Genomic DNA, 25,763 nt, shown 5'->3' on the forward strand with positions numbered 1-25,763 from the left:
TCAATTTACTCCTCAGCGTGGCAGCACGTCAGTTCGACCACTCGAAATAGATGGTGCCCACGCTATCGGGTGCCGTGCGCTTGCGGCGACCAATGGGGGACACATTGACCAGAACTTCCTGCTCCGCTCGAGGGGTCGAGTATCGTGCACTGTGCGCGCCATTCCCGGAATTTTCCGCTTTAACCTGGAATCCAGAGCTGACCAACGCTTCCCGTACGCGCTTTTCCGCTTCATCGACGGTCAATCCCCAGAACTCGACTGCGAGAGACGTCTTTCCCCCGTTGCCCGATTCACCCTCGGTCTTGCTCCGCAGGGAGTACGGGAAGTCGGGCGTGTATACGCCCATGACCGGCTCAGTCAGTAGACGAGGAGAAAAGGGCGCCGGCGCCGCAGCGACTGCCGGGCCGGCCGGAGCAGGACTGGACGACGCGCTCGAACTCTCAATAGGCGGCGCAATTTTGTCGCACGCACTGGTACCGAGTACCGCAACGATCATAAAGGGCAGAATCTTCATTTTCATAATTTATCCTGATTACGTTTTACTGGGAAAGGTGCCGCGTATGGTCGTTATTTCCCACCGCTGAAAACAACACGGGAGGGTCTTGTGAGTCTAGTAGTTCTTTTGCGAGCATCCGCCCCCCCTGAAGACTGATGTGTCCTTCATCGAAGTAAAGAGGCGCCCCGCCAATGGAAGCGCGACAGCGACCTCTTGGGCAGACAAGTTTCTTGAAATCGACGAATTGAATCTGTCCAGCGCTCTGAGCCGCCAGCATCGACAGGAATTGTTCCGCTGGATACAGATCCGCCTTTATTGCTCCATCCATCGGCTCACAATCTAGCGCCACTGGCAGCCGCGACGTGCGCTCCGGACACGCACGGTTGTAGCCAATGTAGCGCGGCACGTCACTGAGCAAAACAACCTTGGCTCCACTGCTCAGGACCCTATCCAGAGTGTCCCTGAACTCGTTCTGGAACGCGTCATTTCCGCCGTAGTAGCCCCAACTCGCCCCAATGAAAATTACGTCAAACTTGCGAGTGGATATTTCCGCCTGCATCAACTTCCAGAAGCGGTTGCAGCTTTCGCGATAGGTACCTGAGCCCCTGTTGTCGACAAAAATTGGTGGGCACGACGAATGTTCGGCGTTGCGGAAGGAGAAACCCTGTTGCTTGCCGACCTCATCCAGAAAGCCGATGTACTGAGCAGCTTTGGAGTCGCCCCACAACAGGACGCGCGGCTCCTGCTTGGTGGCTGCTCCGGCAAGGCAACGTGGGTCATCCAAGACATTGGGGTCGGTAACCGAAGTTTGGCACACGTATTTGAACGAGTACGCAGGTGCCACCGCCATTGCCAGGCTTGCCCTCCCACCTTGCCGCGCCACCTGCTGCCTCAAACCGTCAGTCACCAGCAATCCATAGGCGAGCAGCGCCATTACCGAAAGCGGAGCAACCCACAGTGCACCAAAGCTCGTCGCACGCCTGGGTCGCCAGTGCCGCAGGGGGGTCTCAACGAACCGGTAGCTGAGCCACGCCAAAACGAGCATGACCACGAACGCGACGGCCCCAGCCACCGCGGACACCTGCCCGGTGAAATAACGGATGAAGGACAATATGGGCCAATGCCAAAGATAGAGCGAGTAGGAGATCAAGCCCACGAAGACCAGTGGGCGTAGTGACAACACGCTGCGGGACACCGATGAAGCCGGTCCCTGCCCTGCCCGGATCAGCAGCACAGTCCCAAGGCAAGGCCAGATCGCGTTGAAGCCCGGGAAACGAGAATTGTCATTCAGCAGTGCCAGCGAGCCTGCAATGAGCAGTACACCTGCCACGGAAAGCGTTTCGTTCAGCCCTTTTCCGAATTTACTGCCTCCGTGTTCGTTACCAGCGACGGGCAGCAGTGCCAGCAAGGCCCCCATCATCAACTCACCGGCACGCGCGGGGAGCATGTAGTAAGTGAACTTAGGCGCCGCCGACAAAAAAGCCTGTGCGTACGTAAAGGAAAGCACGGCAACAATAACCGCAATCCCTATCGCGGCACCCGATCGCTTTCGCCCGATCAGGAACGAGGCCAGCAACAGGCACGGCCAGATGAAGTAGAACTGTTCCTCCACCCCCAACGACCACATGTGCAACAGGGGCTCTTCTTCGGATGCGGCAGCGAAATAAGCGGTGTCGAGATATTTCCAGAAATAGACGTTGGGCAGGGAGAACGCCGACCAGAATGCCGACCGGGCCAATCTGACCATGTCGGTCGGCAACAGGAGCAGCGCACCCGCCACCAGCGTGGCAAGGGTGACCACGGCAAATGCCGGGTAGATGCGGTGGACGCGCCGGACATAGAAGTTGAGGATCGAAAAAGACCCCTGGCGTACCTCGCTCCAGATGTTCCGGGTGATGAGGTATCCTGAAATGACGAAAAAGACGTCCACCCCGACGTAACCTCCCGGGATTAGACTCTTGTTGATGTGATAGAGCACCACGCTGAGCACGGCCACCGCGCGCAGACCGTCGATGTCGGGGCGGTAGCTGCGCCCAACATGCTCGGCCACGGGAATGGACTTCAGCTCCAAAAGCCTACTCACTCGCCCATCTCGTTCGCGTAACTACGGATCTGCGCGGCCGCATGGCGGTAAAGCGCGTCCTCGAAGTGATACGGCGCCTCCCCCCATCTGTGGGCGGCATTGCCCACCACGAGATCATCCGGATAGCGAATCGTCTTGAACTGCCAGCGCGACTCGATCCGTTCGTACAAGGCGCCCAGTAGTTGATTGTTGCGGGTAACCCACGATTCGCTAAATGCCGTCGGATTTTCTCGCGTGCCGCGCGCCCAGAAGGCCCGGTTGAGAATGATCCGGTCGGTGCCCACTGCCAACACGAATCGCTCGAACCCGTTCAGCCAAAGCGTGAAGTAGGGCTCTATTCCAGGTTCGATCACTGCCCGCCCTTCTGCCGAGACACCCGCTTTCTGTAATTCACCGGAAAGACTGAAGAAACTGTTGCCACTGCAAATCAAGGTAAACCGTTCGTCCACGAAGTCCACGAGCACGTGGCGGGCTTTTGCCTGTTGCACCCGCTCCAGCGTCGTCTTGTCCAGGTCATTAAGGATCATGTCGCGCTGGAACTGACTTTGAAGCGCTTCGGCCATCGACCTGACGTCGCTGTCGGCGACCGCAGAAACCCCCACGCTGGCCATTGATGTGCGCGCAATGTAGCCCTCCAGAGTGCAGCCGGCCGCATCCACTTCCAGGATGTCTCGCGAGACGCAACTGCCGACTATTAGCAGGGGCGAACTCTTGTCGCTCATTGCAGGGCCTTCAGCACGTTCGCATGTGTCCGGGTGAGCCGGTCCCAAGAGTGGGCTTCTGCACGCGAAATCCGGGCCTGGACTGAGTCGCCGCAGTTGAACTCCGGCGCCACAGCACGATCGATCCCCGCCACCCACGCATCGGCACCATGGGCAGTGATCACCAGAGGCTCTTCCTCATTGACCGCCACCATGGGCGTACTGACGACCGGAAGCCCCGTCGCAAGGTACTCCCAGAGCTTGAGCGGATTCACCGCGTCCATTGCGTCATTCACCACAAACGGAATGAGCAACACGTCGTAGCGTGCGATCGAACTGGCGCCCAGGACGCGGTTGACGCGCCCGGAGAAACGGACATTCGGCATGGCGCGCATTGCGTGATACAGCGTCTCCCGCCTGCCGAGGCGATGCGTTTCCACCTGCCCGTGAAAGACGAAATCGACATGGGCCATTCGGGAACAGACATCGTGCATGAGCTGCCAGTCAAAGAAGTCGGACAGATTACCAAGATAGCCCGCCACCGGGCGACCAACCCTGGCGGAGCGCTCAACCCTGTATTTGGCAAAGACCGGATAGTCGACGCCGTTGCCTACCAGAGACGCAGGGGTCCGCGCGCTGGACTTGCGGGCCTGGAGTGGCTCCGACGTGAAGAACACGTGTCGCGCCCCGTCAATCGCCGCCTTCTCCATCTCTGCGATTCCGGGCAGCGGCGCCCCCGTCGAGAAATCCATGGTGTAGTCGTCATAGATCTCGTACACGTACGGCGCCGCGCCCAAGCGCCCGGCTTGGTCGGGCTTGTATATCCAATGCACGGGCTGCGTTGCTTGCGCGAAGTTCCTGTCGAGAATTTGCTTGAGCACCTCCAATTCATTGGAGTGCACGATTCCAGAAGCCCCCAGAATGTCAGCAGGGACTCCACCGGTCAAAAGCCGTGTGCGCGAAATGTTATGTGTCACAGGCAGCAGTTCACCTGCCGCGATCCGCTTGAGTTCAGCCTCTTCAGCCCATCCTTTCTGGATAATGGCACCAAAATGGTTGCCTGGCTCGATCACGACCATATGCCATTCGTCACCTAGGTTTTCCTGGAGGGCCGACAGCATCTCAGCGCGATGGAAGATAGACCAGTCATCGATCGCCCAGACCACCAGAACCTTTCGCCCCTTCACGGCAGGAATTAGGTTCCCATATGCGTTTCGATTTTCGGTTTCAAGCAGCGCAGCCCACCGGCCGACGATTTCCTCTCGGCAGTAGCGGCGATGCATGGCCTTCTTCGCAATACTCCGCATGCGGATGCCCGCTGCCGAACGGTTGTGAAACTCGATCCAGTCGGCTGCCGCAGTGGACGAATCGAGCGGTTCAAACTCCGGAAAAATCGATTCCACGCCCTCCCGCTTCCAAAGTACGGGAACCGCACCAGACGCCGCACCTTCAGCCAGCGCCATGTGGAAGCTCTCCATCGTGGAGGGAGATAGCAGGTAGCCAACGTACTTGAGCCAGTGCTCCACATCCTTGCCAGGTGGGTCGAAGTTCACGTGATAGCGCAGCGGGCCGGAGTTGATCCGATCAAACACGGCCTCGTAGTATTGGCGTTCTGCCGTTCGCCCCCAGAGCCACGGAATCGACGCAGGGGAGTCCCCTTTGATCCGGAGACGGTACCGTTCGTCGCGATCCACTAAAACTTCCAGCAGATCGATCGCTCGGTCCAAGCCCTTGAGCTGCGGGGCGATGCCGATCATACCTAGCGTAAACTCGTTGCCACCTACTTTTGTCAGATCAAAGCGCTTGGTATCAACAAAATTGCCCAGGACACGGGCCTTTTCTCTCGGCACCGGGAACCGCTTGACGCAGTCCTCCAGAATGTGGCGCCCTACGAAAAGGACCTGATCAACCTTTCCGTAATTGATGTGGTTGAGAAATTCCGTGTGGCGCTCCTGCTGGTGCATCCGGACGATCAACCGCTGCCCCGGACGTTTGTTGTGGGAATAATAAACAGAATTTCCCAACGCCCACTCGGCCACTAGCACATCGGCCCAACCGAGCAACTCGCCCGCGCCTCTGTGATCAGTTCTATCATGCCCCGACCAGACGTCGTGACGGAATTCGAAACGCCCAGTTTCAGCCAATGCGTTTTCCAGTGGCTTCCAGAACTTGAGGTCGTAACCGGCGACACCCACTTTTATTCTCTGCATGGGCTCCCCCTCAGTAGCGAGCTGACAAAGCGAGGTCGATCCCGACCGGATCGACAACACTACCCACAACCGAAAAACCATCACGATCAATCGCAAATGTCCGGCGAGCATCCGAGTCGGACATCGGAACCTCCTTATGAAGCCACGCCTCCAAGCTACCCCCATTGAGGCTAAGCTTCGACGATTCGAACATCACCGAACCTAGCGCGAGGGGGATGCCAAATCGATACTCGTTAAATGGAACGTTGTCACGCGCTTTGCCCACCATTGCCGCGCCGCTGTACCGTTTTCCAATAAGCAGATCGAGCAGGTGGAAGTCGCCGTAGACACAGGTCGGCAGCATCAGTGCCTGCACGCTGTTTTTATCCACTGAAGGATGAACAGCCATCTCGTCAAAGAGTAGAGAGTCGTCCACTGGAACGACATCTACGTTCGGAACGGTCCTGCCAGGCATGCCGCCCCCCTTACAGAAGAGGACGAGGCGATTTCGCACCCCAGCCGGCATGACCTGCCGCGTGAAAGCCTCCAACACCGCGTTGGCTTCCTCTACCGAAGAGACTAGCGAAAGAACCTGAACCGTCGACGGCATGTCGTCGTAAGCAAAGTCAATGCCCACGCTCTCCAACACATCTTGGAAGCGATGACGGAAGGTGTGCTGGCCAAGAACCCTACGAACACCTTCGATACTTCGGCGCCGCCATTCCCGATCATCGGTCATGAGCACGTTGAGAGCCTCGTCCGCCTCCTCCCTGACTTTCACCAGCCAGACAAGATCACCGAAAGTTTGCTCAATTCCACGCGACCACGTACTCACCACTGGTGTGCCGCAGGCAAGCAACTCGAACACGCGCCGAGAGAACATAGTCGGAGAGTCGATGACAGAGTTAACGTTCAGGAACACCCTGTACTTGCGGTATGCCTCGCCCATCTCCGCGTAGGGAATAGCCGGCCTGATAAATGGCGAAAACCGTTCGGGAAACTCAAAATCGGACCGGCTCGTTGCTTTCGGGTTATGGTTGCGATCGTAGATGTCCAGATCGAAGCGAGATGCCGCTTCGAGCAACATCAGCTGATCGTCTCGACGCTCCTGGAAGCGGTTGGCATAGAAGCTGCCTGCGAAGCAGATTCGCTGATTTCGGTTGCTGGACCCTATCGGATTGTGGAGGCTCTCTTCTGCGGCGAACTGAAGCACCCCGACTTTTGCCTGAGTCCGTTCCCGATACATGGGAACTGCTTCCGCCGCCGTGGTGAACACATGATCGAACCCGGCTGCCGCTTCAATGAAGTTCGAAAAGTGTACGGGGTCCTCTTTGTTCCAGAATACAGTAGGGATGCCCCGCGCACGGCAGCCAGCGACCATTTCCTTTAGCTCGCGGCCCGGAGGATGCGCATAGTTGGCCACGCGATATTGCCACGTACCGTAATTTCCCTTCCATGAAGACTCAACGAAAAGCAATTTGGGCGAGTAGCGATCCAGGAGTGCTTCCCAGTTGTCGGGACGCGGCTCGATCAGCGATGCCTGCGGAGCGAAACATGCCCGTGAGAATTCATCGAAGACGCTCATCATGACCGGCTTGGACAAATCCACTTCCTGCGTCCAGCCCAGAGCGGAAAGCCGTTTGGCCTCCAAACCTACTGCTATCCTGTCTGCCTTAGGCTGCGCCGAAAGCAGTGGAAGTCCGCCCCCCCCTTCGAGCAGGAGACTTCTTCGCAGGAAGCATGACGGGAGCTATACGAGGCGGGACGAAGGGGGCAGTTTGAATCTTGCCATCGGGCCTAGCCCACTTTTCGCGCAAGCTGGAAACGGCAACTAAAGGGAAGCGAAAAATGCCAGTTGGTCTCCGCATTGCGAGCAGGGCGCTACCCAGTTTGAACGCAATCGAACTCTTGAAAATCTGATTCTCTGCATGGAGGTTCTTCGCAACTTCCAGAAGGGCTTTCGACCGCGCACGTTCGGCTTCCAAGTGCAGGAAATGGCCATCTCGTTTGTGCTGCGCGGTCGCATACAGCTCTTCTAAAGAATCGAGCTCTTGCGAGAGTTGCTTGGAGCGTGCCTGCTCAGCCACCAACTTGCGATAATGTCCATCGCGCTTCTGCTGCGCGACAGCATACTGCGATTGCAGTGCACTCAACTCTTGCTCGAGCACAGCACACCTGCCTACCGCGTCTTCCAGAGCCGCCTTCGTACTCTCCTCCGCGTCACGCGCCTCCTGGGCTCGCATACGCTCCGAAGCCAGCGTCTCAGCCAGCTTTACACAACGTTCTTGCGCCTCTCGGAGTGCGCTAGTCCCGGAGATATGCGGACCCCGGCCGAAACTGTCCCGCTTTTTCATGCGTTCTTCTCTTGTTCGAGAAGCTGCGCAGCAAGCTTCTCCCCAGTGTACGACGGCATCCTTCGACCTGCCATGCTATCGACTGATGATGCCGGCCACGTCCACCACTTGCAGGTCTGCTGGAAGCTTGCAGCCAATGTCGGCGAACTGCTTGTGACCCACTAGCATGACCATCAGGTCAGCATTGGCTCGGGCTTCGTCAAGTCCAACTAGAACACTGGCTCCCAAACTCCGCGGCAAGCTGTCGATGTTTGGCTCGACAATCATCAATGCAGCCGGATACTCAGACGCAAGGCGCTCGGCAATTTGCAGCGCAGGACTTTCACGTAGGTCATCGATGTCCGGCTTGAAAGCGAGGCCGAGGACGGCGATCTTCAACGAGCCGCGCGATTGACCACGCGAAATCAAGTCATCAACCGCATCCTTTACCTTGGCTGCAACCCACTCGGGCTTGCCGTCGTTCACTTCCCGAGCAGCACGGATGATTTTGGCCTGCTCCGGCGCGGAATCGACGATGAACCAAGGGTCCACTGCGATGCAATGGCCACCCACGCCGCAACCAGGCTGGAGAATATTCACGCGGGGGTGGTGGTTCGCGAGGCGAATGAGCTCCCAAACATTGATGCCCATCCGGTCACAGATGAGCGACAGTTCATTGGCGAATGCAATATTGACGTCACGATAGGCATTCTCGGTCAGCTTGCACATTTCGGCCGTTCGAGCATTGGTGATAATGAGCTGACCTTCCACGAATATTCGGTATATTTCGACTGCTTTTTCGGAGCAAAGCGGGGTGATACCACCTATAATCCGATCGTTCTCCACAAGCTCGTGCACCACTTTTCCTGGCAGCACGCGCTCTGGGCAATAGGCAACGCACACGTCGATTTCAGTATCATGGGACGATACGGGAAATTTGAGATCGGGACGCGCTGCTTGCAACCAGCCCACCATTTGTTCAGTGGTCCCGACAGGGGATGTCGACTCAAGGATCACGATATTGCCTGGCCGCAGAACGGGCGCGATTGCCTCTGCCGCCGCCTTCACGTAGCAAAGGTCGGGGATATGATCGTCCTTGAACGGCGTAGGGACAGCAATCAGGAACACATCTGCGGGCTCCGGCGCAAGGGCCGCCTTTAGGCTTCCAGCGCTGACGGCCGCGTGAACCAGCATGTCCAGCTCCGGCTCGACAATATGGATACGCCCCTGATTGACTGTCTCTACGACATGAGGGTTGACGTCTATGCCAAGCACCTCGCATCGTCGGGACGCAAACATCGTTGCGGTCGGCAGCCCGATATAACCAAGTCCGACAACCGAAACCTTCAGACCAACGCTCATTGATTGTTCCTTTGCAGCCTTTGAAAAATTGGCGCTTGTATACAACTTCGCTGTCACCCAGCCGGGATGGGAAATACACATTGAAAATCTTCTACCGCGCCGCTACGGCGTCACCATCGCCATGCGGCCCCAGTAGGGACGCGTGCACATCACATGCTATCGCCAACCTCGCGGCCGGCAATATCGAAATCAGCATGGGTTTCAGTCGTGCTAGGCGTCCTCGCCTGCAAGAGCGCGCGAGCGGCAAGCTGCCAGTCGGCGGCGATTTTACGCCAGGCAAATGATTCTATCCCTACATGCCTAGCCATAGGGGCCTGGATTTGGCCATTGGCCGACAGTTTGGCACGCGACAATTTCTCAAAAAGTCCCTTGAGTTCCGCCACATCCACGCCAAGCTCCCAGCCCACACCCAGCTCTTTGACCAACATGCTCGTCGCGTCCGGAGCAACGCCACGCAAATGGACGATTGGCCGACCGGCCCCCAAGTATTCGTAGATCTTTCCGGGAACTTGCACTGGATCAGCGTTCGCTATGTTGACCAGCACATCACAACCCCGCTGAGCAGCGAGCGCAGACGTATGCGGCAAGAATCCAGCGATCCTGATACTTTCTGGATACCGCATCGCTGCTGCACGCAGGTAATCAGGAGCGGCCACCGTCGCCACAGTCAATCGAACATCGCGGGTGTTGCAAACGGCTTGCAGCAACGACTCAGCGCGCCTAAAGCTATAGAAACTACCCGTATAGAGTAACTCCAAGCGGCTTGCTTCGTAGGTAATAGCCAAATCTGCATCTTCAATCTGGAAGGTGGCGTCGTACCCCTGGGTAAGGAGTAGGAACTTTTCCCTAGGCACGCCATGCCTGTCCGCCAGCACATCAATAGCCCCCCTGCTAGTTACGCTGATGAATCCAGCGCCCAAGCATATGTCTCGCTCTAATTGCGTCGCACGCTGCCGCCATCGCTCCGGCGTGTAAGGCGCAAAGACTGGATCTCCCAAGTCCGCCACCCATGGAAGTCCAAGCGCTGTTGCCGTGGATGCCAAAGGTAGTGAACACGCCGGCTCATGGGACAGGACGACGATATCTGGTGGGAACTCATCCGCGATGCGCTTCAGTTCTTTACGCGCATATGGAATCCACTCCGCTCTATGGTCGGGAAACATCCACTTCGAAGCGACCGCCTTGAGCACTTCAGCGGCGAGTCCTCTCCAGTTCAATTGAGCCGTGGGCGCGTCTCCACCCAAAAGCCCGCGCAAGACTGGTTGCAGCAGCCGTTTCGCGGCACTCTGCAACGCACTCTCGAGGTAGAACCGGATTCGCCCTTTCCAGTTGAGCTCCGACCAGACAATGGCCTCCGTCACTGGGGCACTGGCCCCAACCACCGTTGGCGCTGAAGAGGCCTGTCTGGAAACGGCCCCCTTGGGCTTCGACCTTCCGGCCAGCAACCCTGTAAGCCTTCCGGCGTAAACTCGGTGCACTACTATCTTGGCGGGGATTTCCGGCAACCCCCCGGGACCGTACCCGGGAATATCCGGAGCAAGTACGCGCACGTCATGCCCATGCCAGTGCAACTCGCGCACCAAGTACGCCCACCGCAAGCTTTGCGGCGAAGGCACTGGGGGAAAGTCGTAGGCAATCAGTAGAATTCGCATGAGCGCCGCCCCTCAAACTGCCTGCGGCAACACTACGTGACGATTATCCCGCAGTATTCGATCGTACTCTTTCAACACCTCGTCCACATCACCAAAGGCGTGTACGCATCCGTCTTCCAATACCAGTGCTCTAGTACATACATTGCGGATCAGCTGGAAATTGTGGCTTGCCAGGACTACCACCTTTGCATTGTCCACTCGTGAGCGAATGCGTTCCTGAGCCTTATTAACGAAAGCGACGTCCCCGGTGCCAATCCATTCGTCCATGATCAGGATCTGGTGCTGGACCGCTGTCGCAAGAGAAAACCCCAACCGCATACGCTGTCCGGCCGACAACGTATGAAGCCGATGCCCTGCCTTCTCCTCTAACTCCGAAAAGCCCAGGACTTCGTCAATGATAGAAGTAGCCGCAGCCGGCTTAAGCCCCATGGCAATCCCCCGGAGCATAATGTTCTCAACCAGTGTAGCGTCACCCACAAACCCCAACGAGAGGTTAAGCAGCGCTTGGCGTGAGCCACTGCCCTCGATATATCCGCGGGTCGGCTCGTATGCCCCGACCAACATCTTGAGCAATGTGGACTTTCCGGAACCATTGCGCCCGACAACTCCCAAGCGATCCCCAGCCTTCAGTGAAAAACTGATGTCGTTCAGGATGGTGCGTACTTGACGCTTCGGCGGTTGAAATGCTGCGCGAAGCAGCACTCCGAGACTTGCCCTAACCGCACGCTGTTCTTGGGTAAAAATGGGGAGGTCCAAACCGATCCGGTGGACATCCAGACTGACTTCAAGGCCCATTTTTAAACCCACAAAGGCACGAAGCGCGCGTAGCGGCGGTAGACAAATGCCGCAACCATCCATCCGATTGCAAGCATGCCGGCGAGGTATGCGAAACTCAGTCGCTCCACTGGCTCACCGAGTAGAGGCGCCCGAACGACCTCTATTAGGTGGAACAATGGATTGGCTCGGGCAATTCCTCCGCGGAGAGAATCCACGGGAACCTGGCTTGCCACCCAGACAATTGGCGTGAACAGAAAACTGAACATGAGAATGCTACCCGTCAGCTCATGGATGTCCGGGAAACGAGCCCCTATCACCGCCACAATAACGCCCAGCCAAGCGATGTTGAGGAGCACTAAAGCAAAGGCGGGAATCGCCGCAATCAGGCCACTCCAATGGAATCCGGGGCTCAGCATTAAGCTCACCGCAATCACGGGAGCGGCAGTCACGAAATAAAACATCGCCTTTACTACCACGCGCAGCACGTAGTCAGTGAGTCGAGTTCTACCATCAAGAATGAAGCTTGATGAAGAAGCGAACGCGGTCGCGGACTCCAGGACTGAGACTGTCACGAGCCGGAACAGCACGTATCCAAGACACATATGCGGTATGAACTGCGAGGCAGACATTCCCTGCACGTTTGCAAAGAACCAACCGACCCCAAAGGCATACAGCGCCGGAGGGAAAAAAGCCCAGAACAGACCCAGCCGGGACTTGCGGTATTTTGTGACGATTTCAAGCCAAGTCGCGTACGTCCAGAATCCAGGATCGAGCAAGCTGCTGCGGTAGTCTTGAAGTAGCGAGCGCTGCATCAGGCGAGTGCCTCCTGGGCCGAAGAAATCAGATCTTCCACGCACTCCACACCTACGCTTAACCGCACGAGGTTGTCATCGATGCCCAATGCCTCTCTGCGCTTGGGCGGGACGCTGGCGTGCGTCATCACTGCAGGGTGGTTGACCAGGCTTTCCACGCCCCCCAATGACTCAGCCAGCGCGAACAGCCGGGCGTGTTCGCAAAACCGCTTTGCCGCTTCGAAGCCACCCTTGACATAGATGCTCACCATGCCGCCAAACCCACCCATCTGCCGCTTCGCCAGCCCATGCTGCGGATGCGACTGGAGTCCCGGATAGATTACCTTCTCGATCGCCGGGTGCCCCTCCAGCCATTCCGCCAACGCCATCGCATTCTCGCAATGCGCCTTCATCCGCAGGTGCAGTGTCTTCAACCCACGCAGCGCTAGGAAGCTGTCAAAGGGCCCCTGCACGCCACCGACGGCGTTCTGCAGGAAGGCCATCTGCTCGGCCAGTTCGGTGTCATCGCCCACCACCACCATGCCGCCGACGATGTCGGAGTGCCCATTGAGGTACTTGGTGGCCGAATGCATCACGATGTGTGCACCCAGCTCCAGCGGCCGCTGGATGATCGGCGAGCAGAACGTGTTGTCCACCACCACGATCAGCCCGCGCTTGCGGGCCACTTCGGCGATCTGGGCGATGTCGACCAGTTTCAGCAGTGGATTGGTCGGGGTCTCGATCCACACCAGTTTGGTGTCAGGGCGGATCGCGGCCTCGAACGCCGCCACGTCGCTCAGGTCAACCCAGCTGAAATCCAGACCGGCCGTACGCCGGCGCACGCGCTCGAACAGGCGGTAGGTGCCGCCGTACACGTCATCCATCGCGATGACATGGCTGCCGGCGTCCAGAAGCTCGAGGATGGTCGAGGTGGCCGCTAGGCCGGAGGCAAACGCAAACCCGCGGGTACCGCCCTCCAACGCCGCCACGCAGCGTTCGTAGGCGAACCGGGTTGGGTTGTGGCTGCGCGAGTACTCAAACCCTTGGTGCACGCCAGGGCTGGACTGCACGTAGGTCGACGTTGCATAGATCGGGGTCATTACCGCGCCCGTACTCGGATCCGGCGCCTGTCCGGCGTGAATCGCGAGGGTCCCGAGACCCGGTTTTGGACTGGCGTGGCCCGTCGGTTGGTCGGCCATTGAGTTGCTCCACACGCCCACGGCGGGCGACCGGCGATTCTATCACCGGCCTTTCTTGGCCTCACTGGGGGCCATAGCCTGGCCCACCATGACGATGCGCGCACCGTCACGAATCGCACCACCGCTGCGAGCCTGTTCAGCTAACAGCCGCAGCCCTTCTGGTGGATGCCTACTGCACCCTGCGACGCAAATAGTTCAGCAAATCGATCCGCGTGATCAGCCCCAAGAATTTTTCTCCTTCGGTCACGATCGCCACGTGCCCCCGGTCAAACACCGGCAGCAGCGCCTCGATCGGCGCGCGCACGTCCACCTTGTCGAGCTTGCTGACCATCGCCGTGGACACCGGGTCGCGGAACCGCGATTCGTCGCCGTACACGTGCAGCAGCACGTCGCTCTCATCGACGATGCCCACCAGGCGGTCGCCTTCCATCACCGGCAACTGGCTGACGTCATACAGCTTCATGCGCTGGTAGGCGGTGACCAACAGGTCGTTCGCGCCCACGACCACCGTGTCGCGCTGCGAGAACGGTCGCAGGATCAGGTCACGCAGGTCGTTGTATGGCTCTCGCGCCAGGAAGCCGTTGTCCAGCATCCAGTAGTCGTTGTACATCTTCGACAGGTACTTGTTGCCCGTGTCGCAGACGAACACCAGCACCTTCTTCGGCGTGGTCTGCTCCTTGCAGTACTTGAGCGCGGCGGCCAGCAGGGTGCCGGTGGACGAACCGCCGAGGATGCCTTCCTTCTCCAGCAGCATGCGCGCGGTCAGGAAGCTTTCCTTGTCGCTGATGGCGTAGGCCTTCTTCACCCGGGTGAAGTCGGAGATGGGCGGCAGGAAGTCCTCGCCGATGCCCTCCACCATCCAGCTCGCCGACTTGTCGCTCAGCGTGCCACGGTTGATGTATTCCTCCAGGATCGAGCCGACCGGGTCGGCCAGCACCAGTTCGGTCTGCGGCGACTTCTCGGCAAAGCAGCGCGACAGGCCGGTCATGGTGCCGGAGCTGCCGCAACCGAACACGATGGCGTCCAGCCCGCCCACCTCGGCCATCTGCGCGAGGATCTCGGGGCCGGTGCCGTGCTCGTGCGCGGCCGGATTGTCCGGGTTGCCGAACTGGTTGATGAAGTACGCACCCGGGGTCTCGCGCGCGATGCGCTCGGCCATGTCCTGGTAGTAGTCCGGGTGGCCCTTGGCCACGTCGGAGCGGGTCAGCACGACCTGCGCGCCCATCGCCTTGAGGTTGAAGATCTTCTCGCGGCTCATCTTGTCCGGCACGACGAGTATCAGCTTGTAGCCCTTCTGCTGGGCCACCAGCGCCAGGCCGATGCCGGTGTTGCCGGCGGTACCTTCGACCAGCGTGTCGCCTGGCTTGATGTCGCCGCGCGCCTCGGCGGCCTCGATCATTTTCAGGCCAATGCGGTCCTTGATCGACCCGCCGGGGTTCTGCGATTCCAGCTTGAAGTAGAGCTCGCACACCCCGGTGTCGAGGTTGCGCGCCTTGACGATCGGCGTCTGGCCGATGAGTTCCAGTACGGAGGCGTGGATGGGCATTCGAAATCCGCGGGCCGGGGGACAGTACGGCCAGTCCGGGGAGTTTAACCGGCTGCGGGGGCCGCCGGCCGCCGCGGCACGCACCACCCGGGTGCGCCGCCGCGGCGGCCGGGGATCGCGGGCGGCTGGCCGACGAGGAGGGCCACTGCCGCCCGCGGGTGAACAATCAGTGGGGTCGGGTTTCGTACATGCGGACCAACCGGTCCTTGGCCGCCAGCTTTTCGCGCTTCATCTGGTGGAGGGTGGTGTCATCGATGGGAAGTACGCCCAGATCGGCGTCCATCAGCTTCTTGTCGAGGAGTTGATGGCGTTGGTAGAGCTGCTTGAACTCCGGGTTGCTCTTGATAAGCGCGTCGATTTCCAGCTGCGGTTGACCTTCGAACATGAGTGCCTCCTTCAGCACAAATACAAACGCCCCGACCGTGCGGTCGAGGCGTCGCGGGGAGTCTTCATGGTGGCCAGATCCATCCGGGGGCCGGGATCACACGGCCCCGGCACCGGCTTGCCGGCGGCGGGATCCTGTGAAGTCGACACCTGCTTCATGGGCCTGGCTCATCGCCAAGCGGAAAAAGGACCGCTTGGATAATCGACCCTACTCCTGCCCATCCCGAGGGGCAAGCGTCCCCGAATGGATGCCGACGGATGGCGCGGGCGACTGTCGGCCGAAAGCCCCACCCCGCCTGACCGAACGCCCAGTCAGCAACCCAACCGATTGATGAATAACGTTATTTTGACGGAACAATGACTTCCACGCGGCGGTTTGCGGCCCGCCCGGCCTCGGTCCGGTTGTCGCCCACCGGGTGGTCGGCACCCTGGCCCACGGCCTCGACCCGGCCCGCCGGCAAGCCAGCCGCCACCAGCGCCTCGCGCACCGCGGCCGCCCGTTGCTGGGACAGCGTGCGATTGGCCGCCGCGCTGCCTTGGCTGTCGGTATGACCCTCCACTCGTGCCCGTGCGCCGTTGACGGCCTGCAGGTAGGCGGACAACGTCTTGACCGCGGCGGTGGCCGCCGGGGTCAACCTGGCCTTGCCAGACGTGAAGGCATCGCCGGCCAAGGTGAACACTTCGCCACGGGGGCCGACCTTGGACGGCGGCAGCTTGCCGCCGGTCAACAGCTCGGCTTCCTGCCGGGCGAGTTGCAACTCGCGGGCACGGGCGGCCTTCAGCTTGGCCTCGTGGGCGCCCGCCACATCTTCGAGCGCGGTCTCGACGTCCTGGCGCGCCAAGGCGTCGGCCTCGGCCTGGGCGCGAAGCCGGGCGGCCTCCTCGGCCTGCAGTTGGGCCTCCATGCGCAGGCGCTCGGCTTCGGCCCGCGCACGGGCGGCGTCCTGGCGCGACGCCTCCAGCATCAGCTCGCTGCGCTCGCGGTCCAGCCGCTCCACGTCGCGGCGCATCGCTTCGGTGCGGGCCGCGATCTCGGCCGCTTCCACCCGGCGCTCCGCCACGAACAGGGCCGCCTCGCGCTCCCGCCCGGGCGCGTTGGCGAGGGTCGCGATGGCCTGATGGGCCTGCAGCCGCTCATAGGCGGCCATTCCGCTGTACTGGGCGTTGCCTTCCACCGCAACGAGGCGCTGGTTGAGGCGGGCCACGGCGTCGGACTTATCCTGCGCGGTGGCCGGGAACGCCACAAAGGCCGCCGCCAACGCCGCGGCCAGCATGATCGGACGCGACATCACGGCCCCTCCTCCAGATTCAGTCGGCGACGCAGCTCCGCCACCTCGGCCTGGCGCTGCGTCAGTTCCGCCCGGGTGACCGCTTCGCGGCTCTTGGCAAAGGCCAGGTCGGCCTCGGCGGCCGCGGCCAACGCCATGCGCCGGGCATCGTCCTCCTTGCCGGCTGCCATCGCGGCCTGCGCCCGCCCCAGGGCATCACGCGCCGTGGCCAGGTGGTCAGGGGCGTGCTGCGACGCATCGGCGCCGTCCGCCCGGGTCACGGCCTGTTGGGCACTCGCCAGCTCCCCGGTCGGCGGCGGCAGGGTCGCACAAGCACCCAGCGCACAGATCAGAAAAGTGGACAGCAGCGGAAAACGAAAGTGTGCGAAGCTAGGATTCATCAAGGGGTGCCGTGATTGAGAGGGCTCGCGCGGCCATTGTCTGAAGCTGATGGCCGCCTTGCAACGGTACGCCATCGCCATCGAGGGAGTTGTGCATGGACATCGGCTATTTCCTGAAGCTGATGACGGACAAGAATGCGTCGGACATGTTCCTCACCACCGGCGCCCCGGTGTACATCAAGATCGAAGGCAAGCTGCACCCGCTGGGCAGCACGGGCCTGCCTCCGGGCATGGTCAAGAAGATCGCCTACTCCCTGATGGGCGAAGGCCAGGTACCGCAGTTCGAGCGTGACCTGGAACTGAACATGGCCTACGCCCTGCCCGACTCCGGGCGCTTCCGCGTCAACGTGTTCAAGCAGCGCGGCGAAGTGGGCATGGTGATCCGCGCCATCCGCAGCGTCATCCCGACCATCGAGGAGCTGCAGCTGCCGCAGGTGCTCAAGGACATCATCATGGAACCGCGCGGCCTGGTGCTGATCGTCGGCTCCACCGGCTCGGGCAAGTCGACCACGCTGGCCTCGATGATCGACCACCGCAACAGCAACACCAGCGGCCACATCCTCACCATCGAGGACCCGATCGAGTACCTGCACCGGCACAAGAAGTCGATCGTCAACCAGCGCGAGGTGGGCCTGGATACCCACGCCTTCCACAACGCGCTGAAGAACGCGATGCGTGAAGCGCCGGACGTGATCCTGATCGGCGAAATCCTCGACGCGACCACGATGGAGGCGGCCATTGCCTTTGCCGAAACCGGCCACCTGTGCCTGGCCACGCTGCACTCCAACAACGCCGACCAGACGCTGGAGCGCATCCTCAACTTCTTCCACGAATCGGCGCACAAGAACGTGCTGATGAACCTCGCCCTGAACCTCAAGGCGGTGGTCTCGCAGCGTCTGGTGGTGGGTACCGATGGCCGCCGCCTGCCGGCCGCCGAGGTGCTGATCAACACCCCGCACGTGCGCGACCTGATGCGCCGTGGCCAGGTGCACGAGATCAAGCAGGCCATGGAGGAATCGCTGGAGGAAGGCATGGAGACCTTCGACCAGTGCCTGTTCCGCCTGCACAAGGAAGGCAAGATCTCGATGGAGGAGGCGCTGCGCGCCGCCGACTCGCGCGATGGCCTGGCGCTCAAGTTCCGCCTGTCCGAGGGCGGCACGGGCGAGCATGACCCCTACGCGGACGTGTTCAGCGCCACCGACTCACACTGAGTCCGCCCTCCCAGGTCCAGAACGCACAACGCCCGCACGATGCGGGCGTTGTGCCATGGGGCGGCGGCTGCGTTATGTCGCCGGACAGTCCGGCTGGCGCTCGGGTCGCGCCGCATCGAATGCGTCCAACTGCAGGCAGGTGGCCTCGATGCGCGCGATGGTCGGGAATGCGGTCATGTCGACGCCAAAGCGCCGCGCGTTGTAGACCTGCGGCACCAGGCAACAGTCGGCCAGCGTCGGCAGGTTGCCCTCGCAGAAACGGCCCGTGGCGGGATGGTCGCAAAGCATCGCTTCGATCGCGCCGAAACCGTCGAGGATCCAGTGCCGCACCCACTCGTCGCGCTCGGGTGCGGGCACGTTCCACTCCCGATCGAAGTACTGCAGCACCCGCAGGTTGTTGAGCGGGTGGATGTCGCAGGCCACCATCTGGGCGATGGCACGCACGCGCTGGCGATCGCGTGCCACGGCCGGCAGCAGCGGCCGGTCGGGCCACGTCTCGTCCAGGTACTCCAGGATCGCCGCGGACTGGCGCATCATGCGCTGCCCATGCTGCAGCACGGGCACCAGGCCTTGGGGGTTCGCGGCACGGAACGCAGGCGAATGCTGCTCGCCACCGTCGCGCAGCAGGTGGACCGGCACGATCTCGTACGGCAGCCCCTTGAGGTTGAGGCCGATGCGCACGCGGTACGCGGCGCTGGACCGCCAGTAGGAGTAAAGCTTGAGTGAGTCGGTCACACTGGGCTTCCTGATTCCCCGGCACCCGTTTCGCGAAACATTACGCTGGCCCGCGTAGGCCGACCGACCTTCGGTCGGCCCCCAGGGCCACTGGTCAGCCGGCCACGCCTTCGATGCGCTGCTCGATGGCGCCGAAGATGCTGCGACCCTCGCGGTCCAGCATCTCGATGCGCACGCGATCGCCGAACTGCATGAAGGGCGTCACCGGCTTGCCCTGCTCCAGGGTCTCCACGGTGCGACGTTCGGCAAAGCACGATGCGCCCAGCGAGGTGTCCTCGTTGGCGACCGTGCCGGACCCGACGATGGTGCCCGCCGACAGCGGCCGCGTCTTGGCGGCATGCGCCACCAACTGGGCGAAGTTGAACTGCATGTCCACGCCGGCCTCGGGTGCACCGAACCATTCGCCGTTGATGTGGGTCAGCAGCGGCAGGTGCACCTTGCTGTCCTGCCACGCGTCGCCCAGCTCATCCGGCGTCACGAACACCGGGCTCAGCGCCGAGCGCGGCTTGGACTGGAGGAAGCCAAACCCCTTGGCCAGTTCGCCGGGAATGAGGTTGCGCAGGCTGACGTCGTTGACCAGCCCGACCAGCTGGATATGGCCGGCGGCCTGCTCGGCCGTGACCGCCATCGGGACGTCATCGGTAACGACCACGACTTCGGCTTCGAGGTCGATGCCGTAGTCCTCGCTCACCACCTTCACGGGATCACGCGGGCCGTAGAAGCCGGCGCTGACCGCCTGGTACATGAGCGGATCGACGTAGAAGCTCTCCGGCACCTCGGCGCCGCGCGCGCGACGCACGCGCTCCACGTGCGGCAGGTAGGCGCTGCCGTCGACGAACTCATAGGCACGCGGCATGGGGGCCGCGAGGGCCGCCATGTCGACATCGAACGCGCCCTCGGCGGTGCCGGCGTTGAGCGCGTCGTACAACGCATTGAGCCGGGGCGCGAGGTTTGACCAGTCCTCCAGCGCACGCTGCAGCGTGTCGGCGATGCCGGTGGCGCGCACGGCGCGGGTGAGGTCGCGGGACACCACGATCAGCGTGCCGTCGCGGCCGCCTTCCTTCAGCGATCCAAGTTTCATTGCGTAATCCGGTGGGGTGCGCTCGGGCGCGATCGTTTCAATTGTAACTTTGCCGATGCCGGGAGTGCAGTGGGTCACGCCCTTCCGGCGGCGCTCCCTGTTAATGTTAGCGGCCAGTCTTCACGGAAAGCAGGGATGCTGACCGAATTGCCCGCGCTGCGGGGCTTGGCCGAATGCGACACCGCGGAGGCGCTGACGGCCGCGGTGGACGCCTTGGTACGCCCTTTGGGGGTGGACCATTGGCTGTACGCCACCGACCTCCCCTTGGCCAATGCTGCCCGCAGCCAGTTCACCCTGGGCGGTTACCCGCCTGCGTGGGTCAGCCGCTATCTGGAGCGTGGCTACCTGCAATTCGATCCGATCGTCTCCCATTGCCATGATCGGAGCACGCCGCTGATCTGGCAGGACGTGCAGCCCGTGGGCCGCCTGGCCGCCAACCCGCACCAGCGCAGGATCCGCGACATATTCGGGGAGGCCAACGAATTCGGCCTGGGCGCGGGCATCAGTGTGCCCCTGCATGGTCCCGGCCTCGCGTGGGGGCTGATGTCGTTCGCGTCCGCCGCCCCATCAGGCCCGCAGCTGGGCAGGCGGCTGCCCGACCTGCACCTGGTGGCTCACTTCACCCACGAGGCAGCCCGACGCTTTGCTCGGCCCCATCTTCCCGCACGGCTGCCGCCCCTGACCCGGCGCGAGCGCGAATGCCTTTTCTGGGCCAGCCAAGGCAAGACCAGTTGGGAAATCGGGCAACTGCTGGTGATCGCCGAACGCACCGCGATCTTCCACCTGCAGAATGCCGCCCAGAAGCTGGGCGTCTGCGGCCGGCAGGCGGCCGTGGCGCGCGCGGTATCACTGGGAATGATCTCGGCCGTACCGCCACAGGAGCGATTGCCCGCGTTGAAAGGGTGACCTCGGCGAACCTGTCAGTTCGTGCAGCTGCCATAAGCGACAGGCGCCGCGCTCACTTGTCTCTCCTTCATTGCATCAAGGAGAGACGCATGACCCGCATCACCGTGGCCCGTGCCGGGGAGGCCGGCCTCAATGCCCCGTTGCTCGACAGCATGTACCGGCTGCGTGCCGACGTGTTCCATCGCCGCCTGGGCTGGGATGTACGCGTGGAGGGCGGCCGTGAGCATGACTGGTTCGACCTCATCGGGCCGCATTACCTGGTGGCCCGCGCCACTGGGAACGCGGCCGAGGCCGTGGGCTGCTGCCGCCTGCTGCCTACGCTGGGACCAAACATGCTGCGCGACGTGTTCCCGGAGTTGCTGGCCGGCGCGCCCGCGCCCGCCAGCGATCACGAGTGGGAAGTGAGCCGGTTCGCGGTGGCCGAATCGCATGCGCGGGGAGGCAACAGTTTCAGCGCGCTGCCGGCGGCCATGGTCGCGCACTCGCTGCGCTTTGGCGCCGAGCGGGAGCTGAGCGCGCTTGTCGGGGTGACCAGCGCGGCATTCGCCCGGATGCTGGCGCAGCTTGGGTTGCAGGTCGACGTGCTGGCGCCGCCCCGGCGGCTCGGCCGTGTCATGAGCCTGGCGTTCCGGCTGCCGCTGCACGCGGACAATCTGGCGGCGGTCGATGCGCATTCGGCACCCTGGCACGCCCAGGCCGCGTAGCCCAGTCCATGGGGCGGTGGCAGCCTCTCGGCTGCCACCGCCACGCAATCAGGCCAAGGCCGTTGCGACTTCGTCCATGAAGGGGGTGCTGCGGGACGCACGAAGCAATTTGGCCGTGCCCTCCCACAGGTCGTGACGCGCCGACAGTGCATCGCACGCCGCGTGGCGCGCCTCCTCGAGGGCGTCGGGGAAACGCCCGAGGGCGGCGCTGATCATGCGGCTGGCGGCCGGGCCGTGGTTGTCGCCGTCAAGCTCGATATGCCGCTGCAGGTAATAGACAAAGCCCGGGGCTTGCTCCGCCGAGAGGCCCCAACGGTCCAGCAGCCCCTGGAACATGCCAGGGATGACGTTCTCCCGGCCGTAGAAGAAGCTCGCCATGGCCTGCACCGTGGTGCCGTGCTGGCATGTGTCCAGCGTGAGCGAGACAAAGCGGCGGACGAAGCGCGGCACGCCCGCCGCCTCGAACGCATCAGCAGGCGCCAGGCCGGCGCGCAGGCCCGAGAGGAACTGCTCGAACATCGTCGTCGACGCACCAACGTCACGCATGGCGACGAGGTACAGGTCCAGGTGGCTGGCCGGCTGGCCTTGCGCATCCACGTCGCTCTCTTCCGCCAGGACGATGTCGTTGACCAGGCGCGCGGCGCACGGATCGGCCGGCGGCATCCAGGGGAGTGTCACGCAGGTCAGATCGCGCTGCAGCCGCTTGGTCAGCGACATGAAATCCCACACGGCAAACACATGCACCTGCATGAAGGCGCGTAGCGACGCCATGTCGGTGATCTCGTCGAACACGCGGTGGCGCTCGAGGCGTGTGCGCAATTCCTGGATCTGGGGAGTGAGTACGACGTCGACATCCATGTCCGTGCGGCTTCTGCTCGTTACGGGGGAGGTGCGGCGATTCAGGCCGACTGGTAAAGCGGGTAGAGACTCGACTCCTCGCGCTCGATGCGCTGCGCCAGCAAGGCGCCCACGGCGCGGTAGTCCTCCAGGAACGCCTCATGCGTTCGCTGGTCAAAATGGTTGATCTGGTACTTCTTCACGAAGTCGACCACGCCACGCGCGATGGAGTTCATCTCCCGGCGGAAGCTGCGGATCAGCTGCAGGTTCTCCGGGTCATCCTGCATCGAGTTCTCGACATAGTTGTAGAAACGCACGTTCTCGGCGATGAGGTGACCTTCGAAGTGGGTCTTGAAGGTCGTGAGCCTGGCCGGCACGTCGCCGTAGCGGCGCTCCATCGCCAGGTTGCCGATTTCGGTGTAGAGCTTGATCAGGTCACCGTGATCGCGCTTGAGCGCCGGGACCAGCGCAGCGTCGTAGGCAATCGCGCGCGGACTGCGCACGGGAGGAGCGGGGTCGCGCACGAGCGTCCGCGGTGGCGACTCGGGTTCCGAGCCCAGCACTTTCCTGATCAGACCAATCACAGCGCCCCCGAATGCCTGGTCCAGCCGACCGTGGCCGAACACATGGCCAAGGTAGCGACCGGTGACGATTCTGGGCACCTGCAAGATCGTGCAGGTCACAAGCCGCGTCACGGCCTGAAACGCGGCAACAAAAAACCCGCCTTTCGGCGGGTCTTTTGTTCTGTATTGGCAGCCCCGGAAGGATTCGAACCTCCGAATGTCTGAGTCAGAGTCAGATGCCTTACCGCTTGGCGACGGGGCTATGGAACAGATTGTAACCCAAGTTGTCGCAGAAGGATTAGCGCTTGGAGAACTGCGTAGCGCGACGTGCCTTGTGCAGACCGACCTTCTTACGCTCGACTTCGCGGGCGTCGCGGGTCATGAAGCCAGCCTTGCGCAGCTCGGACTTCAGCGACTCGTCGTACTCGACCAGCGCGCGGGCGATGCCCAGGCGGATGGCGCCGGCCTGGCCGGTGATGCCGCCGCCAGCGACGGTGATGGTCAGGTCGAACTTGTCGGTGTTCTTGGTCAGTTCGAGCGGCTGGCGCACGATCATGCGGGCCGTCTCACGACCGAAGAAGTCTTCGATCGAACGCTGGTTGATGATGATCTTGCCGTCGCCCTTACGCAGGAAGACGCGGGCGGTGGACGACTTGCGGCGGCCGGTGCCGTAATTCTGCTGGAGTGCCATGTGTCAGTACCTTAGAAATCGAGCGGCTGCGGCTGCTGGGCGGCGTGCGGGTGCTCAGCGCCCTTGTAGACCTTGAGCTTGCGATACATGGCGCGGCCGAGCGGGTTCTTCGGCAGCATGCCCTTGACCGCGATCTCGATCACGCGCTCCGGGTGGCGCTCAAGCGCCTGGGCCAGGTTCTCGGTCTTCAGGTTGCCGACGTACCCGGTGAAGCGGTGGTACTTCTTGTCGAGCAGCTTGTTGCCGGTAACGGCAATCTTCTCGGCGTTGATCACGACGAGGTAGTCACCGGTATCGACGTGCGGGGTGAACACCGGCTTGTGCTTGCCACGCAGGCGGCGGGCCAGCTCGGAAGCGAGGCGACCGAGGGTCTTGCCGGAGGCATCGACCACGTACCAGTCACGCTGGACGGTCTCATTCTTGGCGCTGAAAGTCTTCATGACTGCTCTACTGATGGGTACATGGTCGGGCTGGTTCCGCGGGCCGGAGAGGCCACCGGAACTTCACCGCGCGATGTAAGGGCGGAACGAAAGAAGCGGGATTGTAGCGGGGCAGTTGCGCCACCGCAAGTCCGCAGCCGGCAATGATAGCATCCGCCCATGCCCGTTGCCCCTCCGCCCTCCACCGACCCGCTGGTGGCCCTGGCCGACCGCTGCGTGCAATGCGGGCTGTGCCTGCCCACCTGCCCCACGTATGCGCGCGACCGGCTTGAGGCGGAGTCGCCGCGCGGGCGGATTGCCATTGCGCGCGGCCTTGCGCTGGGCACCATCGAGCCGAGTGCGGCGGGCGATGCGCATCTGGACCACTGCCTGGCCTGCCGCAGTTGCGAGGCCGTGTGCCCCGCAGGCGTGGAGTACGGCGCCCTGATCGCCCTCCATCGAACCCGGCAGCGTGGACGACGCGGCGCCTCGCTGCTCCAGCGCGGGATCGAGGGCCTGGCGGCCCGCCCCAGATGGCTGGCGGCGACGCTGGCACTCTACCGATGGGCGTTTCCGCTATTGCCGTCCGGCCTGCGCCGGCTGCCGCGCCCACCCGCGCCCCCCAGGGCCGTCGAGCGGCAGTGGGTGGATGGAACGAACGCGCCGCCCCGGGGGGCCGCCGACGCCACGCGGGCCGGGGACATGTCGATTGCGGCGAGCGCGCCGCCCCCTTCCCCTACGGTGGCGCTGTTCGAGGGATGTGCCGGCCGCACCTACGAGGCCCCGGTGCGCGCCCAGTTGACCGCCCTGTGCCGCGCGCTGGGCTACCGCGTGGTGAACCTGCCGACCCAGACCTGCTGCGGCACGCTGCACCGCCACGCGGGGGACGCGGACACGGCGGCGCGGCTGGCGACCGTCAATGCAAAAGCCCTGGAAGGCGTGGATCACGTGCTGACCTTGGCGTCGGGATGCCATGAGGCGGTATCGGCCACGGTCTCCAGAACGGGGCAGGCCGAGGATGCGCTGGCATTCCTGGCCCGTCACCTCGACCGCCTGTCGTGGATGCCCTGCCCCACCCGCGTGGCGGTGCACCTGCCCTGCACCCAGCGCAACGTGGTGCGCTCGGTACCGGCGCTGCGGCGGTTGCTTGATGCGGTGCCGGAACTGCAGGTAGTGGAACTGACCGCCGGCACCGGCTGCTGCGGAGCGGCAGGCACGGCCATGTTCGAGGATCCGTTGCGGGCCGCCGGCCACCGGCAGCCACTGCTGGACCAACTGGCAGGAAGCGGTGCCAGCTGCCTGCTGAGCGCCAATCTGGGCTGCCGCCTGCACCTGGCGGCGGGCACGCCCCTGACAGTCGAACACCCGCTGGAATGGTTGCTGCGTTTGGCATCGATCAAGAACCCGACGCTTGCGGCACCGTAGACTTGCCGC

General features: G+C 62.4%; 25 protein-coding genes and 1 tRNA gene. 4 read left to right on the forward strand and 22 right to left on the reverse strand.

Translation table 11 applies throughout. From position 1 onward, the window contains the following. Positions 1-28: 28 nt before the first annotated feature. The 15 genes from ACYVBS_RS12580 to ACYVBS_RS12650 all read right to left on the reverse strand — a co-directional run bounded on the left by ACYVBS_RS12580 (position 29) and on the right by ACYVBS_RS12650 (position 17,182). Entirely contained in the window at positions 29-520 is a 492-nt protein-coding gene (locus ACYVBS_RS12580) for a hypothetical protein (protein WP_460824018.1), read from the reverse strand. A 19-nt stretch (positions 521-539) separates the two neighbouring features. After that, positions 540-2,546 (reverse strand): acyltransferase family protein, encoded by a 2,007-nt coding sequence (locus tag ACYVBS_RS12585; protein ID WP_460824019.1) that lies wholly within the window; start codon positions 2,544-2,546, stop codon positions 540-542. Between the two features lie 29 nt (positions 2,547-2,575). After that, positions 2,576-3,301: a DUF6270 domain-containing protein gene (locus tag ACYVBS_RS12590; RefSeq protein ID WP_460824020.1), complete on the reverse strand. Its 726-nt coding sequence runs from the start codon at positions 3,299-3,301 to the stop codon at positions 2,576-2,578. Next, positions 3,298-5,475 carry a glycosyltransferase gene (locus ACYVBS_RS12595; protein WP_460824021.1) on the reverse strand — a complete coding sequence of 726 codons (2,178 nt, stop codon included), beginning with the start codon at positions 5,473-5,475 and terminating at the stop codon, positions 3,298-3,300. The genes ACYVBS_RS12590 and ACYVBS_RS12595 overlap by 4 nt, the downstream gene beginning before the upstream one ends. 25 nt (positions 5,476-5,500) lie before the next feature. Beyond that, on the reverse strand, positions 5,501-7,078 hold the full coding sequence (locus ACYVBS_RS12600) for a CgeB family protein (protein WP_460824022.1): 1,578 nt from the start codon (positions 7,076-7,078) through the stop codon (positions 5,501-5,503). Between the two features lie 64 nt (positions 7,079-7,142). Continuing rightward, positions 7,143-7,622 (reverse strand): hypothetical protein, encoded by a 480-nt coding sequence (locus ACYVBS_RS12605; RefSeq protein ID WP_460824023.1) that lies wholly within the window; start codon positions 7,620-7,622, stop codon positions 7,143-7,145. 276 nt (positions 7,623-7,898) lie between these two features. Further along, a complete protein-coding gene (wecC, locus tag ACYVBS_RS12610; protein WP_460824024.1) occupies positions 7,899-9,164 on the reverse strand; it encodes a UDP-N-acetyl-D-mannosamine dehydrogenase in 1,266 nt (421 codons plus the stop codon). A gap of 149 nt (positions 9,165-9,313) precedes the next feature. Then, on the reverse strand, positions 9,314-10,525 hold the full coding sequence (locus ACYVBS_RS12615) for a glycosyltransferase (protein WP_460824026.1): 1,212 nt from the start codon (positions 10,523-10,525) through the stop codon (positions 9,314-9,316). 303 nt (positions 10,526-10,828) lie between these two features. Continuing rightward, on the reverse strand, positions 10,829-11,611 hold the full coding sequence (locus tag ACYVBS_RS12620) for an ABC transporter ATP-binding protein (RefSeq protein ID WP_460824027.1): 783 nt from the start codon (positions 11,609-11,611) through the stop codon (positions 10,829-10,831). Positions 11,612-11,613: 2 nt separating this feature from the next. Then, positions 11,614-12,405 (reverse strand): ABC transporter permease, encoded by a 792-nt coding sequence (locus ACYVBS_RS12625; protein WP_460824029.1) that lies wholly within the window; start codon positions 12,403-12,405, stop codon positions 11,614-11,616. Continuing rightward, positions 12,405-13,583, reverse strand: coding sequence for a cystathionine gamma-synthase (locus ACYVBS_RS12630; protein ID WP_460824030.1), 1,179 nt, complete (start codon positions 13,581-13,583; stop codon positions 12,405-12,407). The genes ACYVBS_RS12625 and ACYVBS_RS12630 overlap by 1 nt, the downstream gene beginning before the upstream one ends. Before the next feature lie 169 nt (positions 13,584-13,752). Further along, a complete protein-coding gene (locus ACYVBS_RS12635; RefSeq protein WP_460824031.1) occupies positions 13,753-15,129 on the reverse strand; it encodes a pyridoxal-phosphate dependent enzyme in 1,377 nt (458 codons plus the stop codon). 166 nt (positions 15,130-15,295) lie between these two features. Then, positions 15,296-15,514, reverse strand: coding sequence for a YdcH family protein (locus ACYVBS_RS12640; RefSeq protein ID WP_460824032.1), 219 nt, complete (start codon positions 15,512-15,514; stop codon positions 15,296-15,298). A 340-nt stretch (positions 15,515-15,854) separates the two neighbouring features. Continuing rightward, positions 15,855-16,802 (reverse strand): OmpA family protein, encoded by a 948-nt coding sequence (locus ACYVBS_RS12645; RefSeq protein ID WP_460824034.1) that lies wholly within the window; start codon positions 16,800-16,802, stop codon positions 15,855-15,857. Next, positions 16,802-17,182, reverse strand: a complete 381-nt coding sequence (locus tag ACYVBS_RS12650; protein ID WP_460824036.1) for a DUF4398 domain-containing protein — start codon at positions 17,180-17,182, stop codon at positions 16,802-16,804. Before ACYVBS_RS12650 ends, ACYVBS_RS12645 begins: the two co-directional genes overlap by 1 nt. Positions 17,183-17,277: 95 nt before the next feature. Between ACYVBS_RS12650 and ACYVBS_RS12655 the strand changes: the two genes are divergently transcribed. After that, positions 17,278-18,393, forward strand: coding sequence for a PilT/PilU family type 4a pilus ATPase (locus ACYVBS_RS12655; protein ID WP_460824037.1), 1,116 nt, complete (start codon positions 17,278-17,280; stop codon positions 18,391-18,393). A gap of 72 nt (positions 18,394-18,465) precedes the next feature. Here the strand turns inward: ACYVBS_RS12655 and maiA are convergent, their stop codons facing one another. Both maiA and ACYVBS_RS12665 read right to left on the reverse strand, forming a co-directional pair. Continuing rightward, positions 18,466-19,128: a maleylacetoacetate isomerase gene (gene maiA / locus ACYVBS_RS12660; protein ID WP_460824039.1), complete on the reverse strand. Its 663-nt coding sequence runs from the start codon at positions 19,126-19,128 to the stop codon at positions 18,466-18,468. 94 nt (positions 19,129-19,222) lie between these two features. After that, a complete protein-coding gene (locus ACYVBS_RS12665; protein ID WP_460824040.1) occupies positions 19,223-20,209 on the reverse strand; it encodes a fumarylacetoacetate hydrolase family protein in 987 nt (328 codons plus the stop codon). A gap of 135 nt (positions 20,210-20,344) precedes the next feature. On the opposite strand from ACYVBS_RS12665, the gene ACYVBS_RS12670 reads away from it, so the two are divergent. Then, entirely contained in the window at positions 20,345-21,115 is a 771-nt protein-coding gene (locus tag ACYVBS_RS12670; protein WP_460824041.1) for an autoinducer binding domain-containing protein, read from the forward strand. Between the two features lie 89 nt (positions 21,116-21,204). Beyond that, complete coding sequence (locus tag ACYVBS_RS12675) at positions 21,205-21,819, forward strand: acyl-homoserine-lactone synthase (protein ID WP_460824042.1); 615 nt, start codon at positions 21,205-21,207, stop codon at positions 21,817-21,819. 48 nt (positions 21,820-21,867) lie between these two features. On the opposite strand, the gene ACYVBS_RS12680 is transcribed toward ACYVBS_RS12675, so the two are convergent. The 5 genes from ACYVBS_RS12680 to rplM form a co-directional block, all read right to left on the reverse strand. Continuing rightward, entirely contained in the window at positions 21,868-22,677 is an 810-nt protein-coding gene (locus tag ACYVBS_RS12680) for a DUF3050 domain-containing protein (RefSeq protein ID WP_460824044.1), read from the reverse strand. A 41-nt stretch (positions 22,678-22,718) separates the two neighbouring features. Continuing rightward, the gene (locus tag ACYVBS_RS12685) at positions 22,719-23,318 is read right to left on the reverse strand and encodes a hemerythrin domain-containing protein (protein ID WP_460824045.1); all 600 of its coding nucleotides are present in this window, start codon (positions 23,316-23,318) and stop codon (positions 22,719-22,721) included. A gap of 88 nt (positions 23,319-23,406) precedes the next feature. Next, positions 23,407-23,481, reverse strand: a tRNA-Gln gene (locus ACYVBS_RS12690). A gap of 36 nt (positions 23,482-23,517) precedes the next feature. Beyond that, complete coding sequence (rpsI, locus tag ACYVBS_RS12695; protein ID WP_460824047.1) at positions 23,518-23,910, reverse strand: 30S ribosomal protein S9; 393 nt, start codon at positions 23,908-23,910, stop codon at positions 23,518-23,520. Between the two features lie 11 nt (positions 23,911-23,921). Next, positions 23,922-24,350, reverse strand: coding sequence for a 50S ribosomal protein L13 (gene rplM, locus ACYVBS_RS12700; RefSeq protein WP_036135871.1), 429 nt, complete (start codon positions 24,348-24,350; stop codon positions 23,922-23,924). A 159-nt stretch (positions 24,351-24,509) separates the two neighbouring features. On the opposite strand from rplM, the gene ACYVBS_RS12705 reads away from it, so the two are divergent. Then, positions 24,510-25,754 (forward strand): (Fe-S)-binding protein, encoded by a 1,245-nt coding sequence (locus ACYVBS_RS12705; RefSeq protein WP_460824048.1) that lies wholly within the window; start codon positions 24,510-24,512, stop codon positions 25,752-25,754. The last annotated feature ends 9 nt before the right edge of the window (positions 25,755-25,763 follow it).

It is taken from the genome of Lysobacter olei (genome assembly GCF_054777355.1).

Excerpts from the sequence above, each read along its gene's own strand:
- ACYVBS_RS12580 (WP_460824018.1), bottom strand. The coding sequence starts at position 520 with ATGAAAATGAAGATTCTGCCCTTTATGATCGTTGCGGTACTCGGTACC.
- ACYVBS_RS12590 (WP_460824020.1), bottom strand. The coding sequence starts at position 3,301 with ATGAGCGACAAGAGTTCGCCCCTGCTAATAGTCGGCAGTTGCGTCTCG.
- wecC (WP_460824024.1), bottom strand. The coding sequence starts at position 9,164 with ATGAGCGTTGGTCTGAAGGTTTCGGTTGTCGGACTTGGTTATATCGGG.
- ACYVBS_RS12620 (WP_460824027.1), bottom strand. The coding sequence starts at position 11,611 with ATGGGCCTTGAAGTCAGTCTGGATGTCCACCGGATCGGTTTGGACCTC.
- ACYVBS_RS12625 (WP_460824029.1), bottom strand. The coding sequence starts at position 12,405 with ATGCAGCGCTCGCTACTTCAAGACTACCGCAGCAGCTTGCTCGATCCT.
- ACYVBS_RS12630 (WP_460824030.1), bottom strand. The coding sequence starts at position 13,583 with ATGGCCGACCAACCGACGGGCCACGCCAGTCCAAAACCGGGTCTCGGG.
- ACYVBS_RS12635 (WP_460824031.1), bottom strand. The coding sequence starts at position 15,129 with ATGCCCATCCACGCCTCCGTACTGGAACTCATCGGCCAGACGCCGATC.
- ACYVBS_RS12640 (WP_460824032.1), bottom strand. The coding sequence starts at position 15,514 with ATGTTCGAAGGTCAACCGCAGCTGGAAATCGACGCGCTTATCAAGAGC.
- ACYVBS_RS12645 (WP_460824034.1), bottom strand. The coding sequence starts at position 16,802 with ATGTCGCGTCCGATCATGCTGGCCGCGGCGTTGGCGGCGGCCTTTGTG.
- ACYVBS_RS12650 (WP_460824036.1), bottom strand. The coding sequence starts at position 17,182 with ATGAATCCTAGCTTCGCACACTTTCGTTTTCCGCTGCTGTCCACTTTT.
- ACYVBS_RS12655 (WP_460824037.1), top strand. The coding sequence starts at position 17,278 with ATGGACATCGGCTATTTCCTGAAGCTGATGACGGACAAGAATGCGTCG.
- ACYVBS_RS12665 (WP_460824040.1), bottom strand. The coding sequence starts at position 20,209 with ATGAAACTTGGATCGCTGAAGGAAGGCGGCCGCGACGGCACGCTGATC.
- ACYVBS_RS12670 (WP_460824041.1), top strand. The coding sequence starts at position 20,345 with ATGCTGACCGAATTGCCCGCGCTGCGGGGCTTGGCCGAATGCGACACC.
- ACYVBS_RS12675 (WP_460824042.1), top strand. The coding sequence starts at position 21,205 with ATGACCCGCATCACCGTGGCCCGTGCCGGGGAGGCCGGCCTCAATGCC.
- ACYVBS_RS12680 (WP_460824044.1), bottom strand. The coding sequence starts at position 22,677 with ATGGATGTCGACGTCGTACTCACTCCCCAGATCCAGGAATTGCGCACA.
- rpsI (WP_460824047.1), bottom strand. The coding sequence starts at position 23,910 with ATGGCACTCCAGCAGAATTACGGCACCGGCCGCCGCAAGTCGTCCACC.
- rplM (WP_036135871.1), bottom strand. The coding sequence starts at position 24,350 with ATGAAGACTTTCAGCGCCAAGAATGAGACCGTCCAGCGTGACTGGTAC.
- ACYVBS_RS12705 (WP_460824048.1), top strand. The coding sequence starts at position 24,510 with ATGCCCGTTGCCCCTCCGCCCTCCACCGACCCGCTGGTGGCCCTGGCC.